The organism is Caballeronia humi (assembly GCF_001544475.1).
GTDB lineage: Bacteria > Pseudomonadota > Gammaproteobacteria > Burkholderiales > Burkholderiaceae > Caballeronia > Caballeronia humi.
In genome coordinates, this window is sequence record NZ_FCNW02000024.1 from 49,819 (window position 1) to 75,391 (window position 25,573).

At 64.0% G+C, this 25,573-nt stretch carries 21 protein-coding genes; 9 read left to right on the forward strand and 12 right to left on the reverse strand.

Annotation, left to right across the window (positions count from 1 at the left end; all coding sequences use genetic code 11):
• Positions 1 to 5 precede the first annotated feature (5 nt).
• The 3 genes from shc to AWB65_RS20680 all read left to right on the forward strand — a co-directional run bounded on the left by shc (position 6) and on the right by AWB65_RS20680 (position 4,115).
• The gene (gene shc / locus AWB65_RS20670; RefSeq protein ID WP_200821755.1) at positions 6 to 1,982 is read left to right on the forward strand and encodes a squalene--hopene cyclase; all 1,977 of its coding nucleotides are present in this window, start codon (positions 6 to 8) and stop codon (positions 1,980 to 1,982) included.
• A 41-nt stretch (positions 1,983 to 2,023) separates the two neighbouring features.
• Entirely contained in the window at positions 2,024 to 2,671 is a 648-nt protein-coding gene (locus AWB65_RS20675) for a phosphorylase (RefSeq protein WP_087668954.1), read from the forward strand.
• 562 nt (positions 2,672 to 3,233) lie between these two features.
• Complete coding sequence (locus tag AWB65_RS20680; RefSeq protein WP_087668920.1) at positions 3,234 to 4,115, forward strand: LysR family transcriptional regulator; 882 nt, start codon at positions 3,234 to 3,236, stop codon at positions 4,113 to 4,115.
• On the opposite strand, the gene AWB65_RS20685 is transcribed toward AWB65_RS20680, so the two are convergent.
• From AWB65_RS20685 to fae, 4 genes are all read right to left on the reverse strand, one after another.
• A complete protein-coding gene (locus tag AWB65_RS20685) occupies positions 4,116 to 5,510 on the reverse strand; it encodes an MFS transporter (protein WP_087668921.1) in 1,395 nt (464 codons plus the stop codon).
• A gap of 64 nt (positions 5,511 to 5,574) precedes the next feature.
• Positions 5,575 to 7,011 (reverse strand): NAD-dependent succinate-semialdehyde dehydrogenase, encoded by a 1,437-nt coding sequence (locus tag AWB65_RS20690; protein WP_087668922.1) that lies wholly within the window; start codon positions 7,009 to 7,011, stop codon positions 5,575 to 5,577.
• Positions 7,008 to 8,042, reverse strand: a complete 1,035-nt coding sequence (locus tag AWB65_RS20695) for an aldo/keto reductase (RefSeq protein WP_087668923.1) — start codon at positions 8,040 to 8,042, stop codon at positions 7,008 to 7,010. Before AWB65_RS20695 ends, AWB65_RS20690 begins: the two co-directional genes overlap by 4 nt.
• Before the next feature lie 42 nt (positions 8,043 to 8,084).
• Positions 8,085 to 8,597, reverse strand: coding sequence for a formaldehyde-activating enzyme (gene fae / locus AWB65_RS20700; protein ID WP_087668924.1), 513 nt, complete (start codon positions 8,595 to 8,597; stop codon positions 8,085 to 8,087).
• A gap of 241 nt (positions 8,598 to 8,838) precedes the next feature.
• Here fae and AWB65_RS20705 point away from each other — a divergent pair, with 241 nt between their 5' ends.
• Positions 8,839 to 9,297 (forward strand): acyl-CoA thioesterase, encoded by a 459-nt coding sequence (locus AWB65_RS20705; protein ID WP_087668925.1) that lies wholly within the window; start codon positions 8,839 to 8,841, stop codon positions 9,295 to 9,297.
• Positions 9,298 to 9,382: 85 nt separating this feature from the next.
• Here the strand turns inward: AWB65_RS20705 and AWB65_RS20710 are convergent, their stop codons facing one another.
• Complete coding sequence (locus AWB65_RS20710) at positions 9,383 to 10,288, reverse strand: MlaA family lipoprotein (protein ID WP_087668926.1); 906 nt, start codon at positions 10,286 to 10,288, stop codon at positions 9,383 to 9,385.
• Positions 10,285 to 12,945 carry a hopanoid transporter HpnN gene (gene hpnN / locus AWB65_RS20715; protein ID WP_087668927.1) on the reverse strand — a complete coding sequence of 887 codons (2,661 nt, stop codon included), beginning with the start codon at positions 12,943 to 12,945 and terminating at the stop codon, positions 10,285 to 10,287. The genes AWB65_RS20710 and hpnN overlap by 4 nt, the downstream gene beginning before the upstream one ends.
• 227 nt (positions 12,946 to 13,172) lie before the next feature.
• Here hpnN and AWB65_RS20720 point away from each other — a divergent pair, with 227 nt between their 5' ends.
• Positions 13,173 to 13,790, forward strand: a complete 618-nt coding sequence (locus tag AWB65_RS20720; protein ID WP_087668928.1) for an MlaC/ttg2D family ABC transporter substrate-binding protein — start codon at positions 13,173 to 13,175, stop codon at positions 13,788 to 13,790.
• Between the two features lie 15 nt (positions 13,791 to 13,805).
• On the opposite strand, the gene AWB65_RS20725 is transcribed toward AWB65_RS20720, so the two are convergent.
• Entirely contained in the window at positions 13,806 to 14,444 is a 639-nt protein-coding gene (locus AWB65_RS20725) for a response regulator (RefSeq protein ID WP_087668929.1), read from the reverse strand.
• On the reverse strand, positions 14,434 to 15,858 hold the full coding sequence (locus AWB65_RS20730) for a cache domain-containing protein (protein ID WP_087668955.1): 1,425 nt from the start codon (positions 15,856 to 15,858) through the stop codon (positions 14,434 to 14,436). Before AWB65_RS20730 ends, AWB65_RS20725 begins: the two co-directional genes overlap by 11 nt.
• Positions 15,859 to 16,043: 185 nt before the next feature.
• Here AWB65_RS20730 and AWB65_RS20735 point away from each other — a divergent pair, with 185 nt between their 5' ends.
• Positions 16,044 to 18,131, forward strand: a complete 2,088-nt coding sequence (locus tag AWB65_RS20735; RefSeq protein ID WP_087668930.1) for a carbon starvation CstA family protein — start codon at positions 16,044 to 16,046, stop codon at positions 18,129 to 18,131.
• A gap of 74 nt (positions 18,132 to 18,205) precedes the next feature.
• Positions 18,206 to 18,400, forward strand: coding sequence for a YbdD/YjiX family protein (locus AWB65_RS20740; protein ID WP_087628751.1), 195 nt, complete (start codon positions 18,206 to 18,208; stop codon positions 18,398 to 18,400).
• 319 nt (positions 18,401 to 18,719) lie between these two features.
• On the opposite strand, the gene AWB65_RS20745 is transcribed toward AWB65_RS20740, so the two are convergent.
• From AWB65_RS20745 to ispH, 3 genes are all read right to left on the reverse strand, one after another.
• The gene (locus AWB65_RS20745) at positions 18,720 to 18,971 is read right to left on the reverse strand and encodes a hypothetical protein (RefSeq protein ID WP_087658187.1); all 252 of its coding nucleotides are present in this window, start codon (positions 18,969 to 18,971) and stop codon (positions 18,720 to 18,722) included.
• A 172-nt stretch (positions 18,972 to 19,143) separates the two neighbouring features.
• Positions 19,144 to 20,301: an adenosyl-hopene transferase HpnH gene (gene hpnH, locus AWB65_RS20750; RefSeq protein ID WP_087668931.1), complete on the reverse strand. Its 1,158-nt coding sequence runs from the start codon at positions 20,299 to 20,301 to the stop codon at positions 19,144 to 19,146.
• A gap of 11 nt (positions 20,302 to 20,312) precedes the next feature.
• Entirely contained in the window at positions 20,313 to 21,275 is a 963-nt protein-coding gene (gene ispH / locus AWB65_RS20755) for a 4-hydroxy-3-methylbut-2-enyl diphosphate reductase (RefSeq protein ID WP_087668932.1), read from the reverse strand.
• A gap of 382 nt (positions 21,276 to 21,657) precedes the next feature.
• On the opposite strand from ispH, the gene AWB65_RS20760 reads away from it, so the two are divergent.
• The gene (locus tag AWB65_RS20760) at positions 21,658 to 22,860 is read left to right on the forward strand and encodes a glycosyltransferase (protein ID WP_087668933.1); all 1,203 of its coding nucleotides are present in this window, start codon (positions 21,658 to 21,660) and stop codon (positions 22,858 to 22,860) included.
• Positions 22,861 to 22,869: 9 nt separating this feature from the next.
• Here AWB65_RS20760 and AWB65_RS20765 read toward each other — a convergent pair whose 3' ends face one another.
• Positions 22,870 to 23,877, reverse strand: coding sequence for a GlxA family transcriptional regulator (locus tag AWB65_RS20765; RefSeq protein WP_087668934.1), 1,008 nt, complete (start codon positions 23,875 to 23,877; stop codon positions 22,870 to 22,872).
• A 414-nt stretch (positions 23,878 to 24,291) separates the two neighbouring features.
• Here AWB65_RS20765 and AWB65_RS20770 point away from each other — a divergent pair, with 414 nt between their 5' ends.
• Positions 24,292 to 25,566, forward strand: a complete 1,275-nt coding sequence (locus tag AWB65_RS20770; RefSeq protein ID WP_087668935.1) for a serine hydroxymethyltransferase — start codon at positions 24,292 to 24,294, stop codon at positions 25,564 to 25,566.
• Positions 25,567 to 25,573: the final 7 nt, after the last annotated feature.

Consider the following 25,573-nt stretch of genomic DNA (forward strand, 5'->3'; position numbering starts at 1 on the left):
CCACCATGCCGGGCCTCGAGCGGCTCGCTCCTGTTGCCTCGCAGGGGGCGCGGCTCGACGCAGCGGTCGCGAAGGCCACGGACGCGCTGCTCGACGCCCAATTCGCCGAAGGCTACTGGCTCTACGAACTTGAAGCCGACGCCACGATTCCCGCTGAATACGTGCTGCTCGTGCATCACCTCGGCGAAACGCCGAACCTTGAACTCGAAGCAAAGATCGGCCGTTATCTGCGACGTATCCAGCTCGATGACGGCGGATGGCCGCTCTTCACCGACGGCGCGATTAATGTCAGCGCGAGCGTCAAGGCGTATTTCGCGTTGAAGATGATCGGCGATTCGCCCGATGCCGAGCACATGCAACGCGCCCGACGCGCGATCCTGGCTGCGGGTGGTGCGGAGCAGTCGAACGTATTCACGCGCTTGCAGCTCGCGCTGTACGGCGCGTTGTCGTGGCGCGCGGTGCCGATGATGCCCGTCGAAATGATGCTGCTCCCGCAGTGGTTCCCGTTCCATTTGACGAAGGTGTCGTACTGGGCGCGCACGGTGATCGTCCCGATGATCGTGCTGAACGCGAAGCGGCCGCTCGCGCGCAATCCACGCGGCGTGCGGATCGACGAACTGTTTCAAGAGGCGCCGGTGAACGTCGGCTCGCTGAAGCGCGCGCCGCATCAGAGCAAGGGGTGGTTTGCGTTTTTTCGCGTCGTCGATGAAGTGCTGCGCACGGTGGACGGCCTGTTTCCGCGCGCGACGCGCGAGCGGGCGATTCGCAAGGCGGTCGATTTTGTCGACGAGCGGCTGAACGGTGAGGACGGTCTCGGCGCGATTTATCCCGCGATGGCGAATTCCGTGATGATGTATGACGTGCTCGGCTACCCGGAAGATCATCCGAATCGCGCGATTGCCCGACGATCGCTGGAGAAACTGCTCGTCATCGACGAATCGCCGGAAGGGGAAGCCTATTGCCAGCCGTGTCTTTCGCCCGTCTGGGATACATCGCTCGCGGCGCACGCTTTGCTCGAAACTGGCATGCCGAAAGCGAGGGCGGCGGTATCGCGTGGGTTGGAATGGCTGCGTCCGCTGCAGATTCTGGATGTGCGTGGTGACTGGATCTCGCGCCGCCCGGACGTACGGCCCGGCGGCTGGGCGTTCCAGTTCGCGAACCCGCACTACCCCGACGTCGACGATACGGCCGTCGTCGTGATGGCGATGCAGCGCGCTGATCGCGAAAACGGCACTGCGCTTTATGGGGACGCGATCGCCCGGGCGCGTGAGTGGGTCGTCGGGATGCAGAGCAGCGACGGCGGCTGGGGCGCATTTGAACCCGAGAACACGCAGTTGTACCTGAATAACATCCCGTTCTCCGACCACGGCGCACTGCTCGATCCGCCGACCGTCGACGTCTCGGCGCGCTGTCTGTCGATGCTCGCCGAACTCGGCGAAACGCCTGCGAACAGCGAGCCGGCCCGCCGCGCGCTCGACTACATCCTGCGCGCGCAGGAAAGCGACGGAAGCTGGTACGGCCGCTGGGGCATGAACTACGTCTACGGGACGTGGTCGTCGCTTTGCGCGCTGAACGCGGCGGGTCTTACGCCGACCGATTCGCGCGTGCGGCGCGCGGCCGAATGGCTGATCGGCATCCAGAACGCCGATGGCGGCTGGGGCGAGGACGGCGAAAGCTACAAGCTCGACTATCGCGGATTCGAAGCGGCGCCGAGCACGGCGTCGCAGACCGCGTGGGCGTTGCTCGGTTTGATGGCGGCGGGCGAGATCGATCACCCGGCGGTGGCGCGCGGCGTCGCGTATCTGCAATCGACGCAGCGCGAGCACGGTCTGTGGGACGAAACGCGCTTTACCGCGACCGGTTTTCCGCGGGTTTTCTATCTGCGCTATCACGGGTATCGCAAGTTTTTTCCGCTGTGGGCGCTGACGCGTTATCGGAATATGACGCGCGAGGGTTTATCGCGCGTGACGGCGGCGATGTGAGCGATGTGCGAACGGGCGTGCCCGTGCTCGCCGTCACCGGCATGGCGTTCGAAGCCCAAATCGTGCGCGGACGTGGCGTCGATGTCGTGTTCGCCGCGCGCGCCGACTGGCTCGAACGCGCGCTGAGCGAAGCGGTGGCGCGCGGGTGTTCGGGCATCGTCAGCTTCGGGACGGCGGGGGGGCTTGCGCCTGATCTCGAAGCGGGGACGTTGATCGTGGCGGATGCGGTGGTTGGACCGTTGGGTCGTATTGCTACCGATGTGACATGGTCGAACCGTATCGCCGACGCTTTGCCTGTTGGCTTCCGAATGCGGCGCGGAGTGATGGCTGGGGTGACGGCGCCGGTTACTAGTGAACAGCAGAAGCGGTTGTTGTTTCAGTCGACGGGAGCGCTTGCTGTCGATATGGAGTCGCATATTGCGGGGGCGATTGCTTCCGCACGTGGCTTGCCATTTGCGGTCTGTCGCGCGATCGTCGATCCGGCTTGGCGCACTTTGCCGACTGCTGCGACCGCCGGTTTGCGTGACGATGGGCATACGGCGATTGTGCCTATTCTTCGCGAATTGTTGCGGCAGCCGTCGCAGTTCGGCGCGTTGCTGCGGCTCGCTGGCGATGCGCGCGCGGCGCGAACGTCGCTTGTGCAGGCGCGGCAGGCGATGAGTGCTGCTGGGGCGCTGGCCTTTGATTGAGATGGTTTTGCCTGTTTAGAACAGAGTGCATGGCAAACCGTTTGCTTCTACTTTCTCCACGGGTTTGCGAAATTGAGGCTTGTTTGCGCGCGAGCTAGATGGCGTTCGAAGTATCAATGGACCGAGGCAGCGAACGCTTTGCGGGCTTAAAAATTCGCGGAAGTCGAACCGTCTCGACGGGCCAAGCGAGCCAAACGAGCGGCCCAAACGGCCCAAACGGCCCAAACGGCCCAAACGGGCAAAATGGCCGCGCGGCTCAAGCGCTCAAGCTCGAGCAGGCCGGTGTGCTAGCGGCTAAAGCAGACGAGCGGCCCAGCGGCTAGAGCGACTCGGGCGGTCCAGACGGCTCAACGGTATATATGGCGCAGTCTCAGCCAAATCAATAGAACAGCTCAAGCGCCCCAACCCCGCAAATTCTTCAAACCATCCAAAACCCCGCCACATTTCCCTCCATCCCGCATACCATTCAGCCGAGGCGACAACAAAGCTGAGCCATGCGAAGCTCATCCATAGGACTGACGGTCCGGATTGAGCGATACGTTCTGGCAAGCGAGGGTCGGACATGCGGCGATTGCCATCATTGATTGCATTGCGTTTTTTCGAGGAAACAGCGCGTCATCTTAGTTTCAACCGTGCCGCCCGGACGCTTTGCGTCACGCAAGGCGCCGTCAGCCGGCAGATCAAGGCGCTGGAAGAATCGCTCAAAGTGAAGCTGTTCGAGCGCGACCACAAGGGCATTCGCCTGACGCCGGCGGGTGCCGTGCTGATGCCGTGCGTCTCCGGAGCGTTCGATCTGATCGAGCGCGGCACGCGTCAACTGGACGGGGCCATGCATCGCGAGCGGCTCGTCGTCTGCTTGCCTCCGACGTTCGCGACGCAATGGCTGTCTTCGCGTCTCAACGCTTTGGCGGTCGGGTTGCCCGGCGTCGAGCTCTCGCTGCGCACACAACCAAACGACGCCTGTCATTGCGCGATTCGCTTCGGGCGTGAAGCGCTCGCGCAGGGGTACTCCGAACTGCTGATGACGGAGCGCCATGCGCTCGTCGGTGCGGCGACGCTGGAGGGCCAGGACATCGCGCCGCTCCTCGACCGCCTGCCCGCACTGCACGTGCTTCACGACGACATCCGCCTCGATCTCTGGCCCAACTGGCTCGCCGCGGCACGCCTGCCGCAACGTTTCGCCGACGATGGCATCGAATTCTCGAGTCTGGAGCAGGCCATTCACGCGGCGCGGCGCGGAGTTGGACTCGCTGTCGTGGACCTGAATATGATCGCCGACGAACTCGCGGACGGCGTCCTCGTGAAGATGTCGGAGGTGGAGGTCATCGGGCCTTACGCTTACTGGCTCGACGTGCCGGAAAGGCACGTCGAGTCAAGGCACGTAAGCGCATTGGCCGCGTGGCTGCTGTCCGAAGTGGCAGGCACGCGGCCTCACTATGCGTGATCAGGTGCCGCTCGCTTCCTGCAGCGTGAGGTTCTTCGTCTCCGGTGCCCAGGCAATCGAGACGATCATGCCGATCAGCAGAACGCCTGCGAGCGCGATCATCGTCGCCGGGAAGCCGAACTGCGCGATGCCGACCGGCAGCAGGAACGTGCCGATCGCCGACCCGAGCCGGCTGCATGCGATCGCGAGTCCGACGCCGCGGGCGCGCACGTCAGTCGGGAAGCATTCCGGTGGAAACACGCCGACGAGATTGCTGAATGCCGACATCGTCAGCGTGAAGACGGCGAACGCGAGGATCATCGCGATCGACGCCGACGCCGGTAGAACGCTCAGCGCTAACAGCATCGCGCAAGTGACAGCGAACGAGCCGATCAGGAAACTCCGGCGCGGCAGTTTGATCGTGAGCCAGATGCCGATCACCGCGCCGATGACCAGAAACGCGTTCAGCAGCAGATCGGCGCCGAAGCCGTTGTTCAAATCGACGATCTTGAGAATGACCGGCAGGAACGTGTAGATCGCGAAGTAGGGGATGACGAGGCACATGAAGAACGCGCAGTTGAACAGCGTGCGCCGGATCAGGTCCGGACCGAAGAGCCGCGCGTAGCCGCCCTTGCTGCTGTGTTCGCCTGAGTTGCCGTCCGCATCGAGCGTGACGTTCGGGCCGAAGTGCTTGCGCACGATCGCATGCGCTTCGACGTCGCGCCCTTTTCCAAGTAGCCAGCGCGGCGACTCGGGCGTGCCGATGCGCAGCAGCAGCACGATCAGCGCGGGCACGCTCGCCGACGCCAGCAGCCAGCGCCAGGCGTCCGGAACCGCATCGCCATAGTGCAGGCCCAGCACGTTCGCGGCCACGTAACCGATGGTCCATACAACACTGAACGAGCCGAGCAGCGCGCCGCGATGTTTGCGCGGCGAGAACTCCGCGAGAATCGCGTGGCCAACCGTGAAGTCGCCACCCATTCCGATGCCGATCATTACGCGCAGAAGAAACAGTTCGAGCGGCGAGGTCGCGAAGAATTGCATGAACGCCGCGACGGTGATGATCACGAAACTCGTCAGAAAGATCCGCTGGCGACCCAGCCGGTCCGACAGCCAGCCGAAAAACAGGCTGCCGAGGAAGATGCCGATCAGCGCGGAACTGCCGAGCGCGCCCATCCAGAACGAATCGAGCGGAATCTGCCGGTTCAGCGAAGACAGCGCATAGCCGACCGTGCCGAGCGCATAGCCTTCGGTGAAATGTGCGCCGAAAGTCAGGCCAGCGATCTTGACGTGAAAGCGGTTGAGCGGAAGGTCGTCAAGGGCGACGGGGTGTGGCGGATGGTGCGCTTGATGGGTTGCGATTGCCGGCTGTGCGATCAATCCCGGCGGGGCGGTTTGCATGTCGTGCTGGGTCATCGGCGTCTCATTTTTTTAGATCGCCAAGGACGCCACGCGTCGCGCAGCGGCCTCGGCGGGCAAATCAACGGCCGAGGCCGCTCATCATCATGTATTTCAGTTCGACGTATTCATCGAGCCCGTACTTCGAGCCTTCGCGCCCCAGTCCCGATTGCTTGACCCCGCCGAACGGCGCGACCTCTGTCGAAATGATTCCTTCGTTGATTCCGACCATTCCGGCTTCGAGCGCCTCCGCGACCCGCCACGCGCGGCCCAGATCGCGCGTGTAGAAGTACGCGGAAAGGCCGAACGGCGTGTCGTTGGCGCGGTGAATCGCCTCCGCTTCCGTGTCGAATCGAAAGCACGCGGCGACCGGGCCGAAAGTCTCTTCCTGCGCGATGAGCATGTCCTCGCTGGCGCCGGTTAAGACGGTCGGCTCGTAGAACGTCCCGCCCAGCGGATGCGCCCGTCCTCCTGTCAGTACCGCCGCGCCGTGCCCCAACGCGTCGTCGACGTGTCGTTGCACCTTGTCCAGCGCGGCTTCGTTGATCAGCGGTCCCTGGTCGACCTCGCCCTTCAACGCATCGCCGACGCGCAGTTTGCCGACCGCTTCAGCCAGCCGCCGCGTGAAGGCGTCGTAGATGCCGTCCTGGACATAGAACCGGTTCACGCACACGCAGGTCTGCCCGGTATTGCGAAACTTCGAGGCCATCGCGCCCTGGACGGCGGCATCGAGATCGGCATCGTCGAACACGATAAACGGCGCGTTGCCGCCGAGTTCCAGCGAGAGCTTCTTGAGCGTCCCGGCCGATTGCGCGGCAAGCAGCTTCCCGACGCGCGTCGAGCCGGTGAACGACAGCTTGCGCACTACCGGCGATGCGGTCAGCGTTGCGCCGATCGCGATGGCATCGCCCGACACGATGTTGAACACGCCCGGCGGAATGCCGGCCTCTTCCGCAAGCACGGCGAGCGCGAACGCGGAAAGCGGCGTTTCCTCCGACGGCTTCAGCACCATCGTGCAACCGGCCGCGAGCGCGGGGCCGGCCTTGCGCGTGATCATCGCGAGCGGGAAGTTCCACGGCGTGATCGCGGCGACGACGCCCACCGGTTCGCGCGTCACCACGATCTTCGAATCGGGTTTCGGGCTCGGAATAATGTCGCCGTAGCTGCGTTTGGCTTCCTCAGCAAACCACTCAAGGAAACTCGCCGCATACCCGACTTCGCCTTTGGCTTCGGCAAGCGGCTTGCCCTGCTCGCGCGTGAGGAGTTCGGCGAGGGCGTCGCGATTGGCGAGCATCAGTTCGCCCCAGCGCTTCACCCGCGCGCTGCGTTCCTTCGCCGTCAATACGCGCCACGCGGGGAAGGCGAGTTCAGCGGCGTGGATGGCGCATTGTGTTTCACGCGCGCCCGCTTTCGCGACCTGCATGATGACTTCCCCCGTCGCCGGATTGCGGACCGGATAGGTCTCCTTGCCCGCGTGCCAGACGCCGTCGATGTAATAACCGTTGCGCAAAAAGCTCATGCCGCCTCCAGTGCGTCGCAGAACGCGCCGCGCGCCGGACGTGGTTCGCGCGCGATCCGGCGGCCCGCCGTGTAGTCGTTGATGAGATCGCAGGGCGTGTAATTGCGCTCGAGTTCGTGAAGTTCGTCGGCGTCGAGTGACGTGCTTAAAGCAGCCAGCGCGCTGTCGAACTGCTCCGGCGAATCCGCGCCGACGAGCATGCTCGCGACGCCGCCCTTCCGCAGCACCCACGCCTGCGCGATCTGCGCCGCGCTCACGTTGCGCCGTTCGGCAACCCTTGCGACCGATGCCGCGATCGCCCGCGAAGCCGGATCGCCGTACATCTGCGCGGTGAAGAAGTCGGTTTGATTGCGCGTGGATGCCGCGTCGCAGGTGAGAAGACCGCGCGCCAGCGGGCTGAATACGGAAACCCCGAGCCCCTGGTCGGCGCAATACGGCATCATTTCGCGCTCTTCCTCGCGATAGGCGAGGTTCAACTGCAGTTGCATGTTGATCGGCTTATGCCAGCCGTGGCGCTTGCACGCCTGCATGATCTTCGCCAACTGCCATGTGTACATCGTCGAGACGCCGATGTAGCGCGCCTTGCCGGAGCGCACGACGTCGTCGAGCGCGCTCATGGTTTCCTCGACCGGCGTGTTCACGTCAAAGTAATGCAGCATGTAGATATCGACGTAATCCATGCCGAGCCGCTTTAGCGACCCGTCTATGCCGTCCATGACGTGCTTGCGCGAATGGCCACCCGCGTTCTGATACGCGCCCATGTCGTAGCCGACCTTCGTCGTGACGACGATTTCCTCGCGGCGCGCGAGCCGCCCGAGAATCCGGCCAACGACTTCCTCCCCGACGCCCATCGAGTAGAAATCCGCAAGATCGATGAAGTTGACGCCCGCTTCCAGCGCGTGACGCAGGATCGGTTCGCTTTGCCGTTCATCGAAGATCCAGGGCTTCCATTGCGGCGTCCCCATGTTCATCGTGCCCAGGCACAGGCGCGACACCTTCAGGCCGGATTGGCCGAGGCGAACGTATTCCATTGCTGATCTCCTGGCCGGACGCGCGGTCCGGCGCGTGACGGTTTAGCGCTGATTCGGCGTGTAGAAGGGGTTGGAGACGTCTCGCGCGGCGGCGAACACTTCTTCCTTGACGGGCAAGCCGAGCATCGCGGCCTTGATGGCGTTCTTCGCCGCGCGATAGTTGTTCAAGTAGACGGCGTCGAGGTCGTTCGCCTTGGGATTGACCCAGTTGGCCGAGACGACCATCCACTCGTTCTCCGCTTCCGGCGGCAGCGTGCCCTCTTCGAGCGACTCGACGACTGCCTTCGCAATCCCCGCCTGCGATGCGCCCCATGTGGCGTTGCCGTGAAATTCACCTTCGATCTGCGCTTTGTTCACATACAAAGTGAGCGGTTTGGCAGGCACGCCGGGCCGTGCGATCACGACGAACGGAGCATGTCCCGCCGTTGGCGTAGCGAGTGCGGTGGCGAACGCCTGACCCGCCGGGCCGCTGCGCGGACCGACGAGCACGTTGATGTGAGCGAGGTTGACGCCAGGGCCCTCGAAGCCCTCGCCGATAAAGAGAGTTGCTTGCATCGCGCAGTTCCGGTTCCGTTTAAAAGTGAACGACGAACCGATTGTGCGAGAACGGGCGACGCAGGCTGAAACGATGATTTCTCAATCCGGGTATGAGAAAACGTAATGTCCGGATTTGCCCTTAGGCGAGAGAAAAGCTTGCGTCATGCGGGTTAACCCCTATCTCTGTATAATCAGGGAAAACCCTTATTCGAGATGCGTACGAAAAAGTTCGCATCCACCGGCAGAGAGAGGTATCGAAATGAATTTTCACACCCGCAAATGGGTCAAGCCCGAAGACTTGAACCCTAACGGCACGTTGTTTGGCGGCAGTTTGCTGCGCTGGATCGACGAAGAAGCCGCGATCTACGCGATCAGCCAGCTGGACAACCAGCGTGTCGTGACGAAATTCATGTCGGAGATCAACTTTGTCAGTTCGGCGCGCCAGGGCGACGTGATCGAACTCGGCATGACGGCGACGCACTTTGGCCGCACGTCGTTGACGCTGCGCGCGGAAGTGCGCAACAAGATCACGCGTAAGAGCATTCTCACGGTCGAGAAGATGGTGTTCGTGAATCTCGATGAAAGCGGCGAGCCCGCGCCGCACGGCCGCACGCAGATTCGCTACGCCGACGAGCTTTTCGAAGCGTATCGGCGCGGCAAGGTCGAAGCGCCGACGGCTTCGGAAGACGAAGCGCGGTTAGAAGAATTGATGCACTGATGCACTGATGCACCGCGTGACGTGACGAAAAAAGCCCGGCTGGCGTAGGCCTGTCGGGCTTTTTAGTCTTGAAACGGACAGCAGCTTACTTGCTGGCCGGCGCCGCACCGGGATCTTCATACTTCGGCACGTCCTTGCCGCCGCTCGAACCGGATGAGGACGCAGGATCATCGTAAGTCGGCAAACCCTGCTCCTTGCTGCCACCGCCCGCGCCACCCGGCGGCGTCGCGCTCGCCCCGTCCGGCGCGGCTGCATCGGGCTCGTCGCCGTAATCGGGCAGCGCCGCCCCGGTGCCGCCCGTCAGCAGGTACTGCCGCCGCTGCGTATAGGCATCGCGCACGAACGCGTATTTGTCCAGCGCCGCCTGCGACAGAATATCGGTCGCGCCGAGCAGATCCGCCCGCGAACTCACGAAATTCACGCCGAAGAGAATATTGCGCACGGCCGGATCGGTGTAGCTGACCGGGTCGAGCCGATATGCCACCAGCCAGTTGGTCGCGTCACGCACGGAACTCGGCCCGAACACCGGTAGCACCAGATACGGCCCGGACGGCACGCCGTAATGTCCGAGCGTCAGCCCGAAATCCTGGTGATGCTTCGGCAGCCCGGCCTGCGAGGCGATATCGATCAAACCGCCTATGCCGAACGTCGAATTGAACGCGAAGCGCACCAGATCCTGCGCGGCATCGGTAATCTTCAACTGCGCGAGATTGTTCGCGAAATTGCCGACGTCGCCGAGATTCGAAAAGAAGTTGCTGACCGCCGTGCGAAACGGGCTCGGCGTCCAGTCGACGTAGAACTGCGCGACCGGCCGGGCGATATAGGTGTCGAGGCCGTCATTGAACTTGAAGATGGCGCGGTTCATCGGTTCCAGCGGATCGCCCGGCCGGCGATCCGGTCCGGTCGCGCAGCCGGCGGTCGCCAGCACGCCTGCCACGGCAAAGCTCACCCCGAGCGTCCGGAAACGTCCGGCGGCCAAAGCCCTTCTCATTCTTCAATTCCTCTTAAGTTATCGTGCCGCCGCGCCGCCCGCAGCCGCGCGCGCTCGGCCGCGCGCACCTTGCGCGGCTTGCCCATCAGCACCGGCTGGAACACGACCGCGCCGATCAGCGTGCAAAAGAGCGACAGCGCGAGCAGCCGGCCCATGCTCGACGTCCCCGGATGATGCGAAAACCACAGGCTGCCGAACGCGGTCGCCGTCGTCGCGGCGCTGAACATCACGGCGTGCGTGAGGCTCGACTGTAAAAGCCGCGTCTGTCCCGAGCGCCACGCCATCACGAAATAAATCTTGAAGGCCACGCCGACGCCCAGCATCAGCGGCAACGCGATGATGTTCGCGAAATTGAGAGGCATGTCGAAGACAACACACACCTCGAGCGTGACGATCGCGGAAACGAGCAAAGGTATCAAAGTTCTTAAAACGTCGCCAAGACGGCGCAGCGTGATCCACAAAAGGATCGCGATCGCGATCAGCGAAAGCGCCGCGGCCTGCTGGAACGCCTTGATGATCGTCTCGGCCGAATGGCGAATCGAGATCGGCCCGCCGATCGCGTCCGGCTCGGATTTCTGGACAGCGTCGGCGAAGCGGGCGAGCAGGCGGTCGTCATTCTGGTCGACGCCCGGCGGCACCTTCGGCGACACCTCGACGAGCGCCTTGCCATCGGGCGTCACCCAGTTGTCGACCATCGATTGCGGCAGCGTCGCGCGCGTGATCTCGGACGGCTGTAAAAGTGCGCGCAGACGGGCGAGTGCGAGACGCAGCGGCTCGGCCATCGCGGTTTCAGCGCGGTCGCGGGCGGCGGCATCGGCCTGGGCGAGCTTCGCGAGTGTCTGCGACAAATGCTTCGCTTCGGCGTCGCCGGGGCCGGGATGTTCGTCGGCGGCAAGCGACAACTGGTTCGACAGGCGTTTCAAAGTCGCGACCCTCACCGCATCCGTCAGGGGAGAAGCCACCGTCTGGTTGAGCGCCGGCAGCAATTGCGCGGCGGCCGCGGCGATCAGTTCGAGCTTCTTCGGCTGATCGGCGGGGATCAGCGAGGCGAGCGTCGTCACGCGGCCGACTTCGGGCAGCTTCGCCAAACGCGCCTCGATGCGCTCTGCGTCGGCAACCGACGGCGCGAGCACCGACACATTGTTGATGGCCGCTTCCGGCGCGTCTTTCAGCGCGAGCAGCGTTGCCATCGACTCGGTGTGCGGGTCCTTCAGGTGCAGCGGATTGAAGTCGAAGCGCAGGTTCAGGAGCAGCGGCAGCGCGCCGATCACGATGATCAGCGTGCCGATCAGGACGGGCTTGCGGTTGCGGTCGAGGTATTCGTCGACGGGTGCGAGCGCGGGAAAACCGGGCGAGGTCGGCTCGCCGGGTGGCGCGAACACCTTCAGCAGCGCGGGCAGCAGCGTCATGTTTGTCACGTACGCGATGATCATGCCGACGCCCGCGATCAGCCCCAGTTCCGACACGCCGCGATAGGCGGTCGGCAGGAACGAGAAGAAGCTCGCGGCGGTCGCGGCGGCGGCGAGCGTGAGCGGCACGGCGACGTGCCGCGCGGTTTCGGCGAGCGCGACGTCGAGCCGCCGGTGCCGGTGACGTTCCTCGCGATATCGCACGCCGAACTGAATGCCGAAATCGACGCCGAGCCCGACGAACAGCACCATGAACGCGACGGAAATCATGTTCAGCGCGTGAACCATCATCAGGCCGAGCGCCGCCGTGATCGCGAGCCCGACGAACAGCGTGATGAACACCGCGAGGATCATCTTCCCCGAGCGCAACGCGAGCCACAGGATCACGAGCACGACGATGAAGGTCGCGATGCCGTTCACCTCGGCGCCGTCCTTGACGGAGGCGAATTCCTCGTCGGCGAGCGGCTGGGCGCCCGTCAGCCGCACGGCCGCGCCGTATTTCTGCGCGAGGCCGAGCTCCTTGGCGGTCGCGCGGATCGCGTCGGAAGCGCCGGCGCCGGCTTCGAGCGCGTTGAAATCGAGCACCGGCAGGACCGTGACGAACGCGCGCGCGGGGCCGCTCGTCGGCGACGGGTCGGCGAGATTGCGCCACGAGAACGCCGCCGGCTCGTTCGCGAGCACGCGGTCGAGCACGTTCGCGCTCTGATTCAGCAGCTTCGACATCTGCCCGAGCGTCACCTGCCCGAGTTGCAGCGGCAGGTTCAGGCTCGTGTTGAGCGTTTGCGCGAGGCCGGTGAGCGTGGGATCGTGGGCGAGCGTGTTGATTAGCGGACGCGCCTGCACGAGCTGTTGCGTGGTTTGCGCGACTTTGTCGGAAGAAAGATAGAGCAGGCCGTTATGCTCGAAGAACTCACCGCCCGACGGCTGCGTCACCGACTTGAACCGGTCCGGATGCTTCGCGAGCGCGGCGGCGAGTTCGCTCGCGGCGGCATCGGCGAATTCGGGCGCCTGCGCCTCGACCACGACCAGAAGCGTCGAGCCGCGTTGCGGAAAGGCTTCGTCCATCGCGTGACTTCGGGCGGCCCATTCGGGCTCCGTCTCGATGAGCTGGCTCACGTCGGTGCTGATCTTGAAGTGATGGACAACGTAGATCGAGCTCAGCACGGCGAGCAGCAGCGAGACGGCGATGATCCACGCCGGCCGGCGGATGGCAACGGTGACGAGGCGGGTAAGGTGGGACGTCAGCATGAAGACGAGTACCGTCGAGGTCCTGTTTTTGAGTGCGGGCTGTAGAGGACAAACGCAGGAAAGTCCGCAGCCGGGGATCGCGCAAGTATACCGGGGCGGCGGTGCGGGGCGCGGCCCCTGTCTTGAACTGTCAGCGCATCGGCGAGTCGATATACTGGCTTGCCGCCGGTTCGAAAACCCATCGAATCCGCGCAATCAGCTTCCATACCATACAGAGAACGGGTTCCATGAAACGCTATTTGTCCTTTTGCTTCACCTTCCTGGTCGCCGCAGTGTTCGTTTCGGGCAACGCCTTCGCCCAGGCGAGCCCCGATGCGGTCGTGAAAAACGCCGTCGAAGGCACCGTCGCCGCGATGAAGGCCGACCCGCAAGCGCGCGGCGGCGACATGGCGAAGATCACGCAGCTCGTCGAGACGCGCTTCGTGCCCGCCACCGACTTCGAGCGCATGACCCGCATCGCGGTCGGCAAGGCGTGGGCCACGGCGACGCCCGAGCAGCAGAAGCAGCTCTACGAGCAGTTCCAGAAGCTCTTCGTGCGCACTTACGCTTCGTCGCTGCTGCAATTGCGCGACCAGGACGTCAAGTTCGTCTTCGACAGCCCGAAGGTCGATGCGGGCACGAAGGACGTCGTCGTCGAGTCGCACGTGATCTCCACCGGCGGCGACAACCCCGTGCGCTACCGCCTCAGCAAGTCGGCGCAGGGCTGGAAAATCTACGACATCGACATGATGGGCGCCTGGCTCATCCAGGTCTATCAGCAACAGTTCGCGGGTCAGCTCTCGTCCGGCGGCGTCGATGGCCTCATCAAGTTCCTGACCGAGCACAACGCGCGCACGGCCGGATAACCTCTTCTTCGACGGTCAGGTGCGGCGGTGCTCCACCGCATACTTGATCAGCTCGGCCTGACCGTCGATATCCAGCTTTCGCTTCAAGTTCAGCCGGTGCGTTTCCACCGTGCGCACCGACAACCCATGCTGCAGCGCAATCTGCTTGCTCGACAGCCCGAGCGCGAGCGCGTCCAGAATGTCGCGCTCACGCGGCGTCAGGCGTTCGAGCGGCGTCTGCATCGATTGCGCCTGAATCATCCGCATCGCGAGTCCCGCGCTGAAAAACGTCTTGCCGGCGAGCACCGCGTCGATCGCGTGGATGATTTCCGTCGCCGGTGAATCCTTCAGCACATAGCCGCTCGCGCCCGCCCGCACGGCCTGCGCGACGTATTCGATGTTGTCGTGCATCGACAGCATCAGCACGCGAATCCCCGGAAAACGCTCGTGAAAGAGCGCGGCCAGCTCGATGCCGCTCATCCCCGCCATGCCGACGTCCATCAGCGCGAGGTCGGGCGGATTGGCTTCGTCGGCGGCGAGCGCGAGCGCTTCGGCCGCGTTGCCCGCCTCGCCGATCACGCGCAGGTGCGGCGCGGCGTCCAGCCGGGCGCGCAGGCCGTCGCGCACGAGCGGGTGGTCGTCGATCAGGACGAGTCGCGCGGGTTCAGAAGTCATCGGTCAGTCCTTGCAGGGTGGGGGCGGCGAGCGGCAGCGGCACCGTGGCGGCGACCACCGTGCGCCCGACTTGCGACACGATCTGGAGCGTCGCGCCGAGCCCGTCGAGCCGCTCGCGCATGTTGCGCAGGCCGACGCCGCTCTTCGGATCGGCGAGCGCGGCGCTCACGTCGAAGCCTTCGCCATTGTCCGCGATCGTGAGCGAAACGGCGTGCGGCGCTACGTCGAGCGTGAGCGCGGCGCGCGTCGCCTTCGAGTGCCGGACGATGTTGGTCAGCGCTTCCTGCGCGATGCGAAAGAGCACGGTGTTGACGGGATCGGGGAGCGCCGCGCGCAAGCCCGACGGCACTTCTCTCGTCACCGATTCGAAGCGTACGTCGAGCGCGCCCTGTTCGCTCAGTTCGCGCGCGAGCTGTTCGAGCGCGGCGGCGAGGCCGAGGTCGTCGAGCATCGCGGGGCGCAGGGCGTGCGAGATGCGGCGCACTTCGCGAAGCGTGCCGGCGAGCCGCCCGAGTCCAGTGGCGAGCGCGGCTTCGGCGGCGGGTTCGCGCGTTTCGGCGCGCTCGAAGCGCGCGAGCGCCGATTCCAGCAGCAATTTCACGGACACCAGCATCTGGCTGATGCCGTCGTGTAGTTCACGTGACAGGCGCGCGCGCTCCTGCTCCTGCGAATCGACGACCTGCCGTGCGAGGCGCTTCAGCTTGGCATCGGAACTGCGATGCTCGCTGATGTTCAGCACGGCCGTGCATACGGCAATCACGCCTAGCGCCGCCAGCGCGATCGCGCCGATCCAGGCCATCGTGCGATCGATGTTCGCGTGCGCTTGCGCGTCGATGCGCGCGAGCGTCGTCTCGACATCCTCCATATAAATACCGGTGCCGATCATCCAGCCCCAGCGCGGTAGCGGCACGACGTAGCCGAGTTTCGGCGCGAGCCTGCCCGTCGACGGACGCCGCCACACGTAACGCACGTAGCCGCCGCCGCGCGATGCCTCGGTGATCAGCTTCTGAAGGGTCAGCGCGCCAGCGGGGTCGCGCATCAGCCACAGGTCGCGGCCGACGAGATCCGGCTGGCGCGGATGCATCAGCGACGTGCCGTGCATCGTGTAGACGAAAAAGTAGCCGTCCGCGCCGAAGTCGAGACGCTGCAGCGCATCGAGCGCCTGCTTCTTGCGCGTTTCTTCTTCGTCGGGGGTGCCGGCGGGGGCGTCGTAGTACGGCGCAATCGTGCTCTGCGCCAGTTCGACGTAATGCCGCAGCTCGATTTCCTTGCTCGACAGGTAGGCGGCCTGCGTCGTCGCGTGCTGCGATTCGGCGAGCGTGGTCGCCTGCTGGTGAACCCCGTATTCGATGCCGCCGATCGCGACGGCGAACGGCACGATCGCCAGCAAGAAAATCTTCGCTTTGAGATTCATGTCGAACTTCATGACGGCAAAAGGCGGTGGTTACGTAATTCTACGTAGAGCGGTTACGTAGTTGTCCGCTTGTAAGGCCTGCGGCGAAGGCGAATACTACACGCCCATAGCGTCCTTGACGCCATGCTCCCGCTTCTGTCAATCAGACTGCGGCGGGTATTTCAAACTAAAAGACAGGAGACACCATGAATCGGGCTTCCGGATTCCTGGTCTGGATCGCGGTCGCGCTACTCGGCGCGTTCGCATTCGGAACAATTGCACTCGCGCATGGAGAGCGCATCAGCGCGCTTTGGGTCGTGATCGCCGCGGTCTGCGTGTATCTGATCGCGTACCGCTTCTATTCACGCTTCATCGCGAGCAAGGTGCTTCAGCTCGACGGCTTGCGCGCCACGCCGGCCGTGCGTCACAACGACGGCCTCGACTACGTCCCGACCAACAAGTACGTGCTGTTCGGCCACCATTTCGCAGCGATCGCGGGCGCGGGTCCGCTTGTCGGCCCGGTGCTCGCCGCGCAGATGGGCTACACGCCCGGCATGCTCTGGATTCTCGCGGGCGTCGTGTTCGCGGGCGCGGTGCAGGACTTCGTGGTGCTCTTCATCTCGACGCGCCGCGACGGCCGCTCGCTCGGCGACCTCGTCAAGATGGAACTCGGGCTCGTGCCGGGCGTGATCGCGCTGTTCGGCGCGTTCCTGATCATGGTGATCATTCTCGCGGTGCTCGCGCTGATCGTCGTGAAGGCACTGACCGGCTCGCCGTGGGGCACGTTCACTGTCGGCGCGACGATTCCGGTCGCGATCTTCATGGGCATCTACACGCGCTACATCCGGCCGGGCAAGATCGGCGAGGTGTCGGTGATCGGCTTCATCGGCCTGATGCTCGCGATCGTGTACGGCCAGCACGTAGCCGAATCGGCGACGCTCGCGCCGTACTTCACGTTCACCGGCACACAGCTCACGTGGATCCTGATCGGCTATGGCTTCATCGCCTCGGTGCTGCCGGTGTGGCTGCTGCTCGCGCCGCGCGATTATCTGTCGACGTTCCTGAAGATCGGCACGATCATGGGCCTCGCGATCGGCATCCTGATCGTCGCGCCCGAGCTAAAGATGCCGCAGTTCACGAAGTTCATCGACGGCACGGGCCCGGTCTGGTCGGGCAGTCTCTTCCCGTTCCTCTTCATCACGATCGCGTGCGGCGCGGTGTCGGGCTTCCACGCGCTGATCTCGTCAGGCACGACGCCCAAGCTGATCGACAACGAAGCCAACATGCGCTTCATCGGCTACGGCGCGATGCTGATGGAATCGTTCGTCGCGATCATGGCGCTGGTGGCGGCCTCGGTGATCGAGCCGGGCATCTATTTCGCGATGAACAGCCCGGCCGCCGTGCTCGGCACGACGCCTGAAGCGGTCGCGCAGACGGTGTCGAGCTGGGGCTTCCTGCTCACACCCGACATGCTGACGTCGACGGCCAAAGCGGTCGGCGAGACGACGATCGTCGCGCGGGCGGGCGGCGCGCCGACGCTGGCCGTAGGCATGGCGCAGATTCTGCATCAGGTGATCGGCGGCCCGGCGATGATGGCGTTCTGGTACCACTTCGCCATTCTGTTCGAAGCGCTCTTCATCCTGACGGCGGTCGATGCGGGCACGCGCGCCGGACGTTTCATGCTGCAGGATTTGCTCGGCACGTTCGCGCCGGCGCTGCGCCGCACGGATTCGCTGCCGGCGAACTTGATCGCGACGGCGCTGTGCGTCGCGGCCTGGGGCTACTTCCTGTATCAGGGCGTGGTCGATCCGCTCGGCGGCATCAATACGCTCTGGCCGCTGTTCGGCATCTCGAACCAGATGCTGGCGGGGATCGCGTTGACGCTCGGCACGGTCGTGCTGTTCAAGATGAAGCGCGAACGCTACGCCTGGGTCACGACGATTCCGACCGTGTGGCTCCTGATCTGTACGATGACGGCCGGCTGGCAGAAGATTTTCCACTCGAACCCGAAGATCGGCTTTCTGTCGCATGCGTCGGTGTTGAGCCAGGCGCGCGATGCGGGCAAGATCGTGGCGCCGGCGAAGTCGCTGGAACAGATGGATCGCGTTATTTTCAACGACTATATCGATGCCGCGCTGGCGGGCTTGTTCATCTTCGTCGTCGTGAGTATCGTGATCTATGGTGTGCTGGCGGTGCTGCGCGCGCGTCGCGAGACTCGTCCGACCGTGCGCGAGACGCCGTTCGAAGCCATGCCGGCCGGTACGCCGGGCGCGGCGATTCGCTCGGGGCATTGATGCATTGACTATCGGCTGGGGCGGCGGCGGGTTTTATCTGGCTGCGGCTCCGGCGCGAGCAACTGGAGAACATCATGTTCACCGATCTTCGGCAAGCCGGACGGTATCTCGGGCAGGCGATGCGCCTGATGGTCGGCCTGCCTGACTACGACAACTACGTGTCGCACATGCAGGCGACGCACCCCGACCGACATGTCATGACGTATGAGGAATTTTTCCGCGAACGGCAGGAAGCGAGGTATGGGTCGGGGGCGGGGAAGTGTTGTTGAGGGCTTAGTGCCTTGTTAGGCGTGAAAAAAGTGCGATGGCGGAGGCTGTCGCGCTTTTTTTGACTCGGGCCGGCTGCCCGACAGATTGCGTGGATGAATTTGAGGATGCAACAGAAAAGTGACTTGCCAAATAAGCGCGGTCGACTTGGTCGAACCCCCGAAACTGGCTCATGAAGATCAGTTGAGCCTGCCACGCGCTTCGGTTATTCGTTACGACAAACCGACGGAACCCGTAGCCGAGGAAGATTGGGAAGCCGCCAGGGACGCGTGAACTTTTCGTAACGCTTTATGCGCATCAAGAAGCCGCGCAGAGCCGCCCTCAAACCTCCGAAACCAGCACTACCGCCGTCGACGACACACTCTTCGCCGACCGCAACGCCTTGTCTCTGACGGCCGTCATATCCTCCACTTCGCTCGAATACCGGTAACTTGCCGGCAGCAGCCGAAAATCCCCGCCGACCTGCGCCGCCTTCGTCTCGCTGAAGCCGAGCTTGCGCAACGTCCTGCCGAGCAGCGAATAGTCGTCGAGATCGGCTTTGCCGAGGTTGATGAGTACGTTGAATTGAGCCATGAGTGAGACTTCCTGCGCGTCCTGTGGAAGAGCCGCGAATCGTACGACGGCCGATGCGCGTGAGCCCTGCGCCTCGACAAAAAAGCACCAAATCCGACGAGCCAAAAAGCAAACGGGCAGATGAATCGCTTGATGAGCGACATCATCTGCCCGCCGCAATTTCACATGCCGTTCAGTGCGCGGCCGCAGTGGTCGGCTTGGCACCCTTGTTGTTCTTCGCGCGGCCGATCTCTTCCAGCTTGATCTCGACGTGCTTCGAGAACACATATTCCGCCGGACGCTGCTTGTCGATCGGCAGGTCCTTCGCGTATGCGCCTTCCGTACGCGGGCCGCGCATCGACACGCCCAGCGCCTTCAGCGGATGCGCAACCGTATCCATCACCGCCGTCGCCTCGAAGCCGCTGTGCACCATGCAATCGGCGCACTTTTCGTAGTTGCCCGTGCCGTACTTGTCCCAGTCGGTGGTTTCCATCAGCTCCTTGAAGGTCTTCGCATACCCTTCGCCGAGCAGATAGCACGGACGCTGCCAGCCGAACACCGTGCGCGCCGGGTTGCCCCACGGCGTGCATTGGTACGTCTGGTTGCCGGCCAGGAAGTCGAGGAACATCGCCGACTGGCTGAACGACCAGTTCTTGCCATTGTTGCCGCGCTTGAAAATTTCGCGGAACAGCGTCTTGGTCTTGTCGCGGTTCAGGAAGTGCTGCTGGTCCGGCGCACGTTCGTAGGCGTAGCCCGGCGACACCGTGATGCCATCGACGCCCATCGGCCCGAGCGTGTCGAAGAACGCGGCGACGCGCTCCGGATTCGCATCGTTGAAAAGCGTGCAGTTGATGTTCACGCGAAAACCCCGGCGCTTCGCTTCCTTGATCGCTTTCACTGCCTTGTCGTAGACGCCTTCCTGCGACACCGAATGGTCGTGCGTCGCCTGGTCGCCGTCGAGGTGGACGGACCACACGAAGTACGGGCTCGGCTCGTAGTCGTCCATCTTCTTTTCCATCAGCAGCGCGTTCGTGCAGAGATACACGAACTTCTTGCGCGCGATGATGCCCTTCACGACCTGCGGCATTTCCTTGTGCAGCAAGGGCTCGCCGCCCGCGATCGAGACGACCGGCGCGCCGCATTCATCGACGGCGCCGAGGCATTCCTCCAGCGACAGCCGTTGATTGAGGATCGGGTCCGGATAGTCGATCTTGCCGCAGCCGTTGCAGGCGAGATTGCAGCGGAACAGCGGTTCCAGCATCAGCGCGAGCGGATAACGCTTGTTGCGCGTGAAATGCTGGCGCGCGATATACGCGCCAACCCGGACTTTTTGCAGCATCGGAATAGACAAGTGCGTGCTCCTTATTCTTGGCGTGCGGCTGTGGCATCGACCGCGGCAAGCGGTTGCGTCAGCTTCGCGGGCAATTTGAATTCGACCTTCTCTTCGCGGCCGTCCATCGTCGAGACTTCGACGTGGCCGAGCGCGCGCAGGGCGTCGATCACATGGTTGACCATTTCCTCGGGCGCCGATGCGCCCGCGGTAATGCCGACGGTCTGCGCGTTCGCAAACCACTCCGGCTTCACTTCCGAGCCGTCCGCGACGAGGTAGCTCGGCACGCCGCTTTCGGCACCGATCTCGCGCAGGCGATTCGAGTTGGAACTGTTGGTGGCGCCGACGACGAGCAGCACTTCCACCTGCGTCGACAACTCGCGCACGGCGGCCTGGCGGTTTTGCGTCGCGTAGCAGATGTCGCGCGTATCGGGGCCGACGATATCGGTGAAGCGGCGCTGCAGCGCATCGATGATGCCGCGCGTGTCGTCGACGGAAAGCGTGGTTTGCGTGACGTACGCGACCGGTGTATCGACCGGCAGTTGTAGCGTCGCGACTTCGGCCTCGCTCTGCACGAGCACGACCTTGCCGGGAATCTGGCCGATCGTGCCTTCTACTTCCGGATGACCCGCGTGGCCGATCAGGATCAGCGTGCGCCCCTGCGATACATACTGGCGCCCCTGCACGTGAACCTTCGTCACGAGCGGGCAGGTGGCATCGAGCACGTCGAGTCCGCGCGCCTGGGCGTCCGCCTCGACCGTCTGCGCAACACCGTGCGCGCTGAAGATCGCGACGGCGCCGTGCGGCACTTCGTCGAGCTCTTCGACGAAACGCGCGCCCTTGCTCCGCAGGTTATCGACGACGTGCCGGTTGTGAACGATCTCATGGCGCACGTAGACGGGCGCGCCATGCCGTTCGAGCGCGCGATCGACGATTTCGATCGCGCGGACTACGCCCGCACAAAAGCCGCGGGGTTGAGCAAGGATGATACGCATATTCGGGCGAACTCCGACTGGCGCGGGTTTCGAGTGGACCCGACGCATCGCGTCAGGCCGTCGAGTCCGTCTGTCAATTTGTAGGGCGATCGACGGACTCACGGAAACGTTCGGTAATTAAGAAATGAATCGTTCAAACTTCGCGTCGAAGTTGACCGCGTATTCTAACTCGTTCGCTTTTAGGATGCTTGGAAGGGCGTGCTGGGCGGGCCGCAGGGCGGGGTTTGAGACAATTTTCTCCAAAGCGGGAAAGTGCAATAAACCGGTAGACTGTGCGGCGTTCCGGCCCGGAGTGGCCCTTTTGCGCGTTGCGGCTGTTCAAACTCCGTCCGCCCGCATCGTAATCGCCGTACAACCCCGTTCAGTCGAAGACCCATCCATCATGTTATTGATCGCCTGGCTTGCGCTTCTCATCTGGCTCGTGCTCGTGTTCGCGCGCGGCGGCTTCTGGCGCGTGCAGCCCGCCGCGCCGCTCTCGGAAACCACCCTGCACGCCGTCGGTCAAGCCGAGATCGCGCGGCGCGGCGCGTGGCCGGCGCTCGTCGCCGTCGTGCCCGCGCGCAACGAAGCCGACGCGATCGGCCGGGCGGTCGGCTCGCTGCTGAAGCAGGACTACGCGGGGTCGTTCCGCGTGATCGTCGTCGACGACCACAGCACCGACGGCACCGCCGACGCTGCCCAGTCCGCTGCGCGCGCGCTCGGCCTCGAAGACCGCCTGACCGTGCTCGCCGCCGAGCCGCTGCCGCCCGGCTGGTCGGGCAAGGTGTGGGCGCAGTCGCAGGGCATCGGCGCGATCGAGAAGCTCGGCATCCCCGCCGACTTCCTGCTCCTCACCGACGCGGACATCCACCATCCCGCCGATGCCGCGACACAACTCGTCGCGCGCGCGATTCTCGAGGACCGCGACCTCGTCTCGCTGATGGTGCGGCTGCGTTGCGATTCGCTGTGGGAGAAGGCGCTGATTCCCGCGTTCGTGTTTTTCTTCGCGAAGCTCTATCCGTTCTCGTGGGTCGGCGACGTGAAGAAGCCGACCGCCGGCGCCGCCGGCGGCTGCATGATGGTACGGCGCTCGGCGCTGGAAGAGGCGGGCGGCATCGAATCGATCCGGGGCGAACTCATCGACGATTGCAGTCTCGCCGCGCGCCTCAAGCATCGCGACGGACGCGGCGATGCCCGGCCGATCCGGCTCGATCTCGCCGGGCGCAGCGAGTCGCTGCGCCCTTACGACGACTGGCGCGAGATCTGGAATATGATAGCGCGCACGGCGTTCACGCAGTTGCGCTACTCGCCGTGGCTGCTCGCGGGGACCGTCGCCGGGATGGTGTTGATCTATCTCGTGCCGCCGGTGCTCGCGCTCTGGCTCGGTGGTCGCGCGTGGCCCGCGTGCGTCGCGTGGGCGCTGATGTGCATCGCTTATGCGCCGATGCTGCGCTATTACCGGCGCTCATTGCTGTGGGCGCCGCTGCTGCCGCTCGTGGCGTTGTTTTATGTGAGCGCGACGATCGGTTCGGCCGTGCGTTATTGGCGCGGCACGGGCGGTCAGTGGAAGGCGCGCGTGCAGGCGCCGACGCGGGAAGGTTCCTGAAGCTTCTTTTCAGGCGACGCGCAGACCGCCGCCCGTAGGCACCGAAGCAAGCGAAGGCGCCTGCTTCCTGCGCTCGCGCGTGGGCGCCGTGCCGAACGCATCGCGATAGCTCTTCGAGAAGTGGCAAGCCGACTGAAAGCCGCAAGCCATCGTGATATGCATGATCGACATATCGGTTTGCAGCAGCAGTTCGCGCGCACGGCGCAAACGCAATGTCAGGTAGTAATGAGTCGGCGTCATGCCAAGATGCTCCCGGAAGATCCGCTGCAACTGCCGCTGCGACATCCCCGCGAGCCGCGCGAGTTCTTCGCGCGAAAGCGGCTCTTCGATGTTGTTCTCCATCAGCGAGATCACTTCGAATAGCGACTTGTTCGCCGAACCCAGGCGCGCGACGAGCGGCATGCGCTGCTGCGCGCTGGTATCGCGAACGTGCTCGACGATGAACTGCTCCGCGATCTGCGTCACCCGCGCCGTGCCGACGCGCGCGGCGATCAGGTTGAGCATCATGTCGAGCGGCGCGACGCCGCCGGTACACGTCACCCGATCGCGATCGACGACGAACAACTCCTTCAGAAAACGCGTGTCCGGAAACTCTTCCTTGAGCGCCGACATGTTCTCCCAATGGATCGCGCACGCGTAGCCCGCGAGCAAGCCGGCGCGCGCGAGCGCATACGTTCCGGTGCAAAGACTGCCGAGCACGCTGCCCGTCCGCGCGAAGCGGCGCAGCGCGACGAGGTGCGCGGGCGTGGTCTCGCGCTGCACGTCGATGCCGCCCACCACGAACACGATATCCGGCTGCCCGACGCAATCGACGGGGCCCGTATCGACGGACAAGCCGTTGCTCGCCGTGACCGGTCCGCCATCGGGACTCACGATCGACCATCGATACAGCGGCTGCCCTGTCAGATAGTTCGCCATGCGCAGCACTTCGATGGCGTTGGTGAACGCGATCATCGTGAAGTTGGGTAGCGGCATGAAAGCGAAATGCGACAGCGACGCCGTGCGATCGGGGGACATGGGGGCCGTGATTCCTTGGAATCTATAGTTGGAGTCCGCCGTGGGGAGCAGCGGATTACGCATTTTGATGACGATTGCAACTAGCGTGCCATAAGGCTAAACCCTGAGCCGCCGCGTCAAGCGCGCCCGGCTCTGGGGCAGCGAAATAAAGAACGCACGTTTAAAAAGCACGCACGCTCCGCCGCAGTGCAGTGCGCGTTTCAAACACATCGCCGATACCTCAATTCGCGGCACGCCACTTGTCGAAAACAGACGCCCATGTCGGAAAACGCCAAGAACGCGTCTGAATTCGTAAATTGACGCGCGGGGCGTGGATCAAGAATAGACGCAATCGAAGCGCGGTAACGGAAGGCCTTCAAGGCCACGTCCGGCGCCTCGGAAACGATCCATTTTCCTGACCCACGGACCTCCCTCATGTCGAATCCGAATCCTTTCTTTGAAGAGTCTCTGGCGACGCGCGACGCTTCGGTGCGCGGCGCCGTGCTGAAGGAACTCGAACGCCAGCAGTCGCAAGTCGAATTGATCGCGTCGGAAAACATCGTGTCGCGTGCGGTGCTCGAAGCGCAGGGTTCGGTGCTGACGAACAAATATGCGGAAGGTTATCCGGGCAAGCGCTATTACGGCGGTTGCGAATTCGTCGATGAGGTCGAAACGCTGGCGATCGATCGCATCAAGCAGCTTTTCAATGCGAAGTTCGCTAACGTGCAGCCGCATTCGGGCGCGCAGGCGAACGGCGCCGTGATGCTCGCGCTCGCCAAGCCGGGCGACACCATCCTTGGCATGTCGCTCGATGCGGGCGGGCATCTGACGCACGGCGCGAAGCCCGCGCTTTCCGGCAAGTGGTTCAACGCGGTGCAGTACGGCGTGAACCGCGACACGATGCTGATCGATTACGACCAGATCGAGGAACTCGCGCAACGGCACAAGCCGTCGCTGTTGATCGCGGGATTCTCCGCCTATCCGCGCAAGCTCGACTTCGCGCGCCTGCGTCAGATCGCTGACAACGCCGGCGCGAAGCTGATGGTCGACATGGCGCACATCGCCGGGATCATCGCTGCGGGGCGCCATCAGAATCCGGTCGAGCATGCGCACGTCGTGACGTCGACGACGCACAAGACCTTGCGCGGCCCGCGCGGCGGTTTCGTGCTCACCAACGACGAAGACATCGCGAAGAAGATCAACTCGGCCGTGTTCCCCGGTCTGCAAGGCGGTCCGCTGATGCACGTGATCGCGGGCAAGGCCGTCGCGTTCGGTGAAGCGCTGCAGCCAGGCTTCAAGACTTACATCGATAACGTACTCGCCAACGCGCAGGCGCTCGGCGACGTGCTGAAACAAGGCGGCGCCGATCTCGTGACGGGCGGCACAGACAATCATTTGCTGCTGGTCGATCTGCGTCCGAAGGGTCTGAAGGGCAATCAGGTGGAGCAGGCACTGGAACGCGCGGGCATTACCTGCAACAAGAACGGCATCCCGTTCGATACCGAGAAGCCGACTGTCACGTCCGGCGTTCGCCTCGGCACGCCCGCGGGCACGACGCGCGGCTTCGGCGTGAACGAGTTCCGCGACATCGGGCGCCTGATCGTCGAAGTCTTCGATTCGCTGCGTGACCATCCCGAGGGTCACGCCGCTACAGAACAACGCGTGCGCCGCGAAATCTTCGCGCTGTGCGAACGCTTCCCCATCTACTGAGAACTCT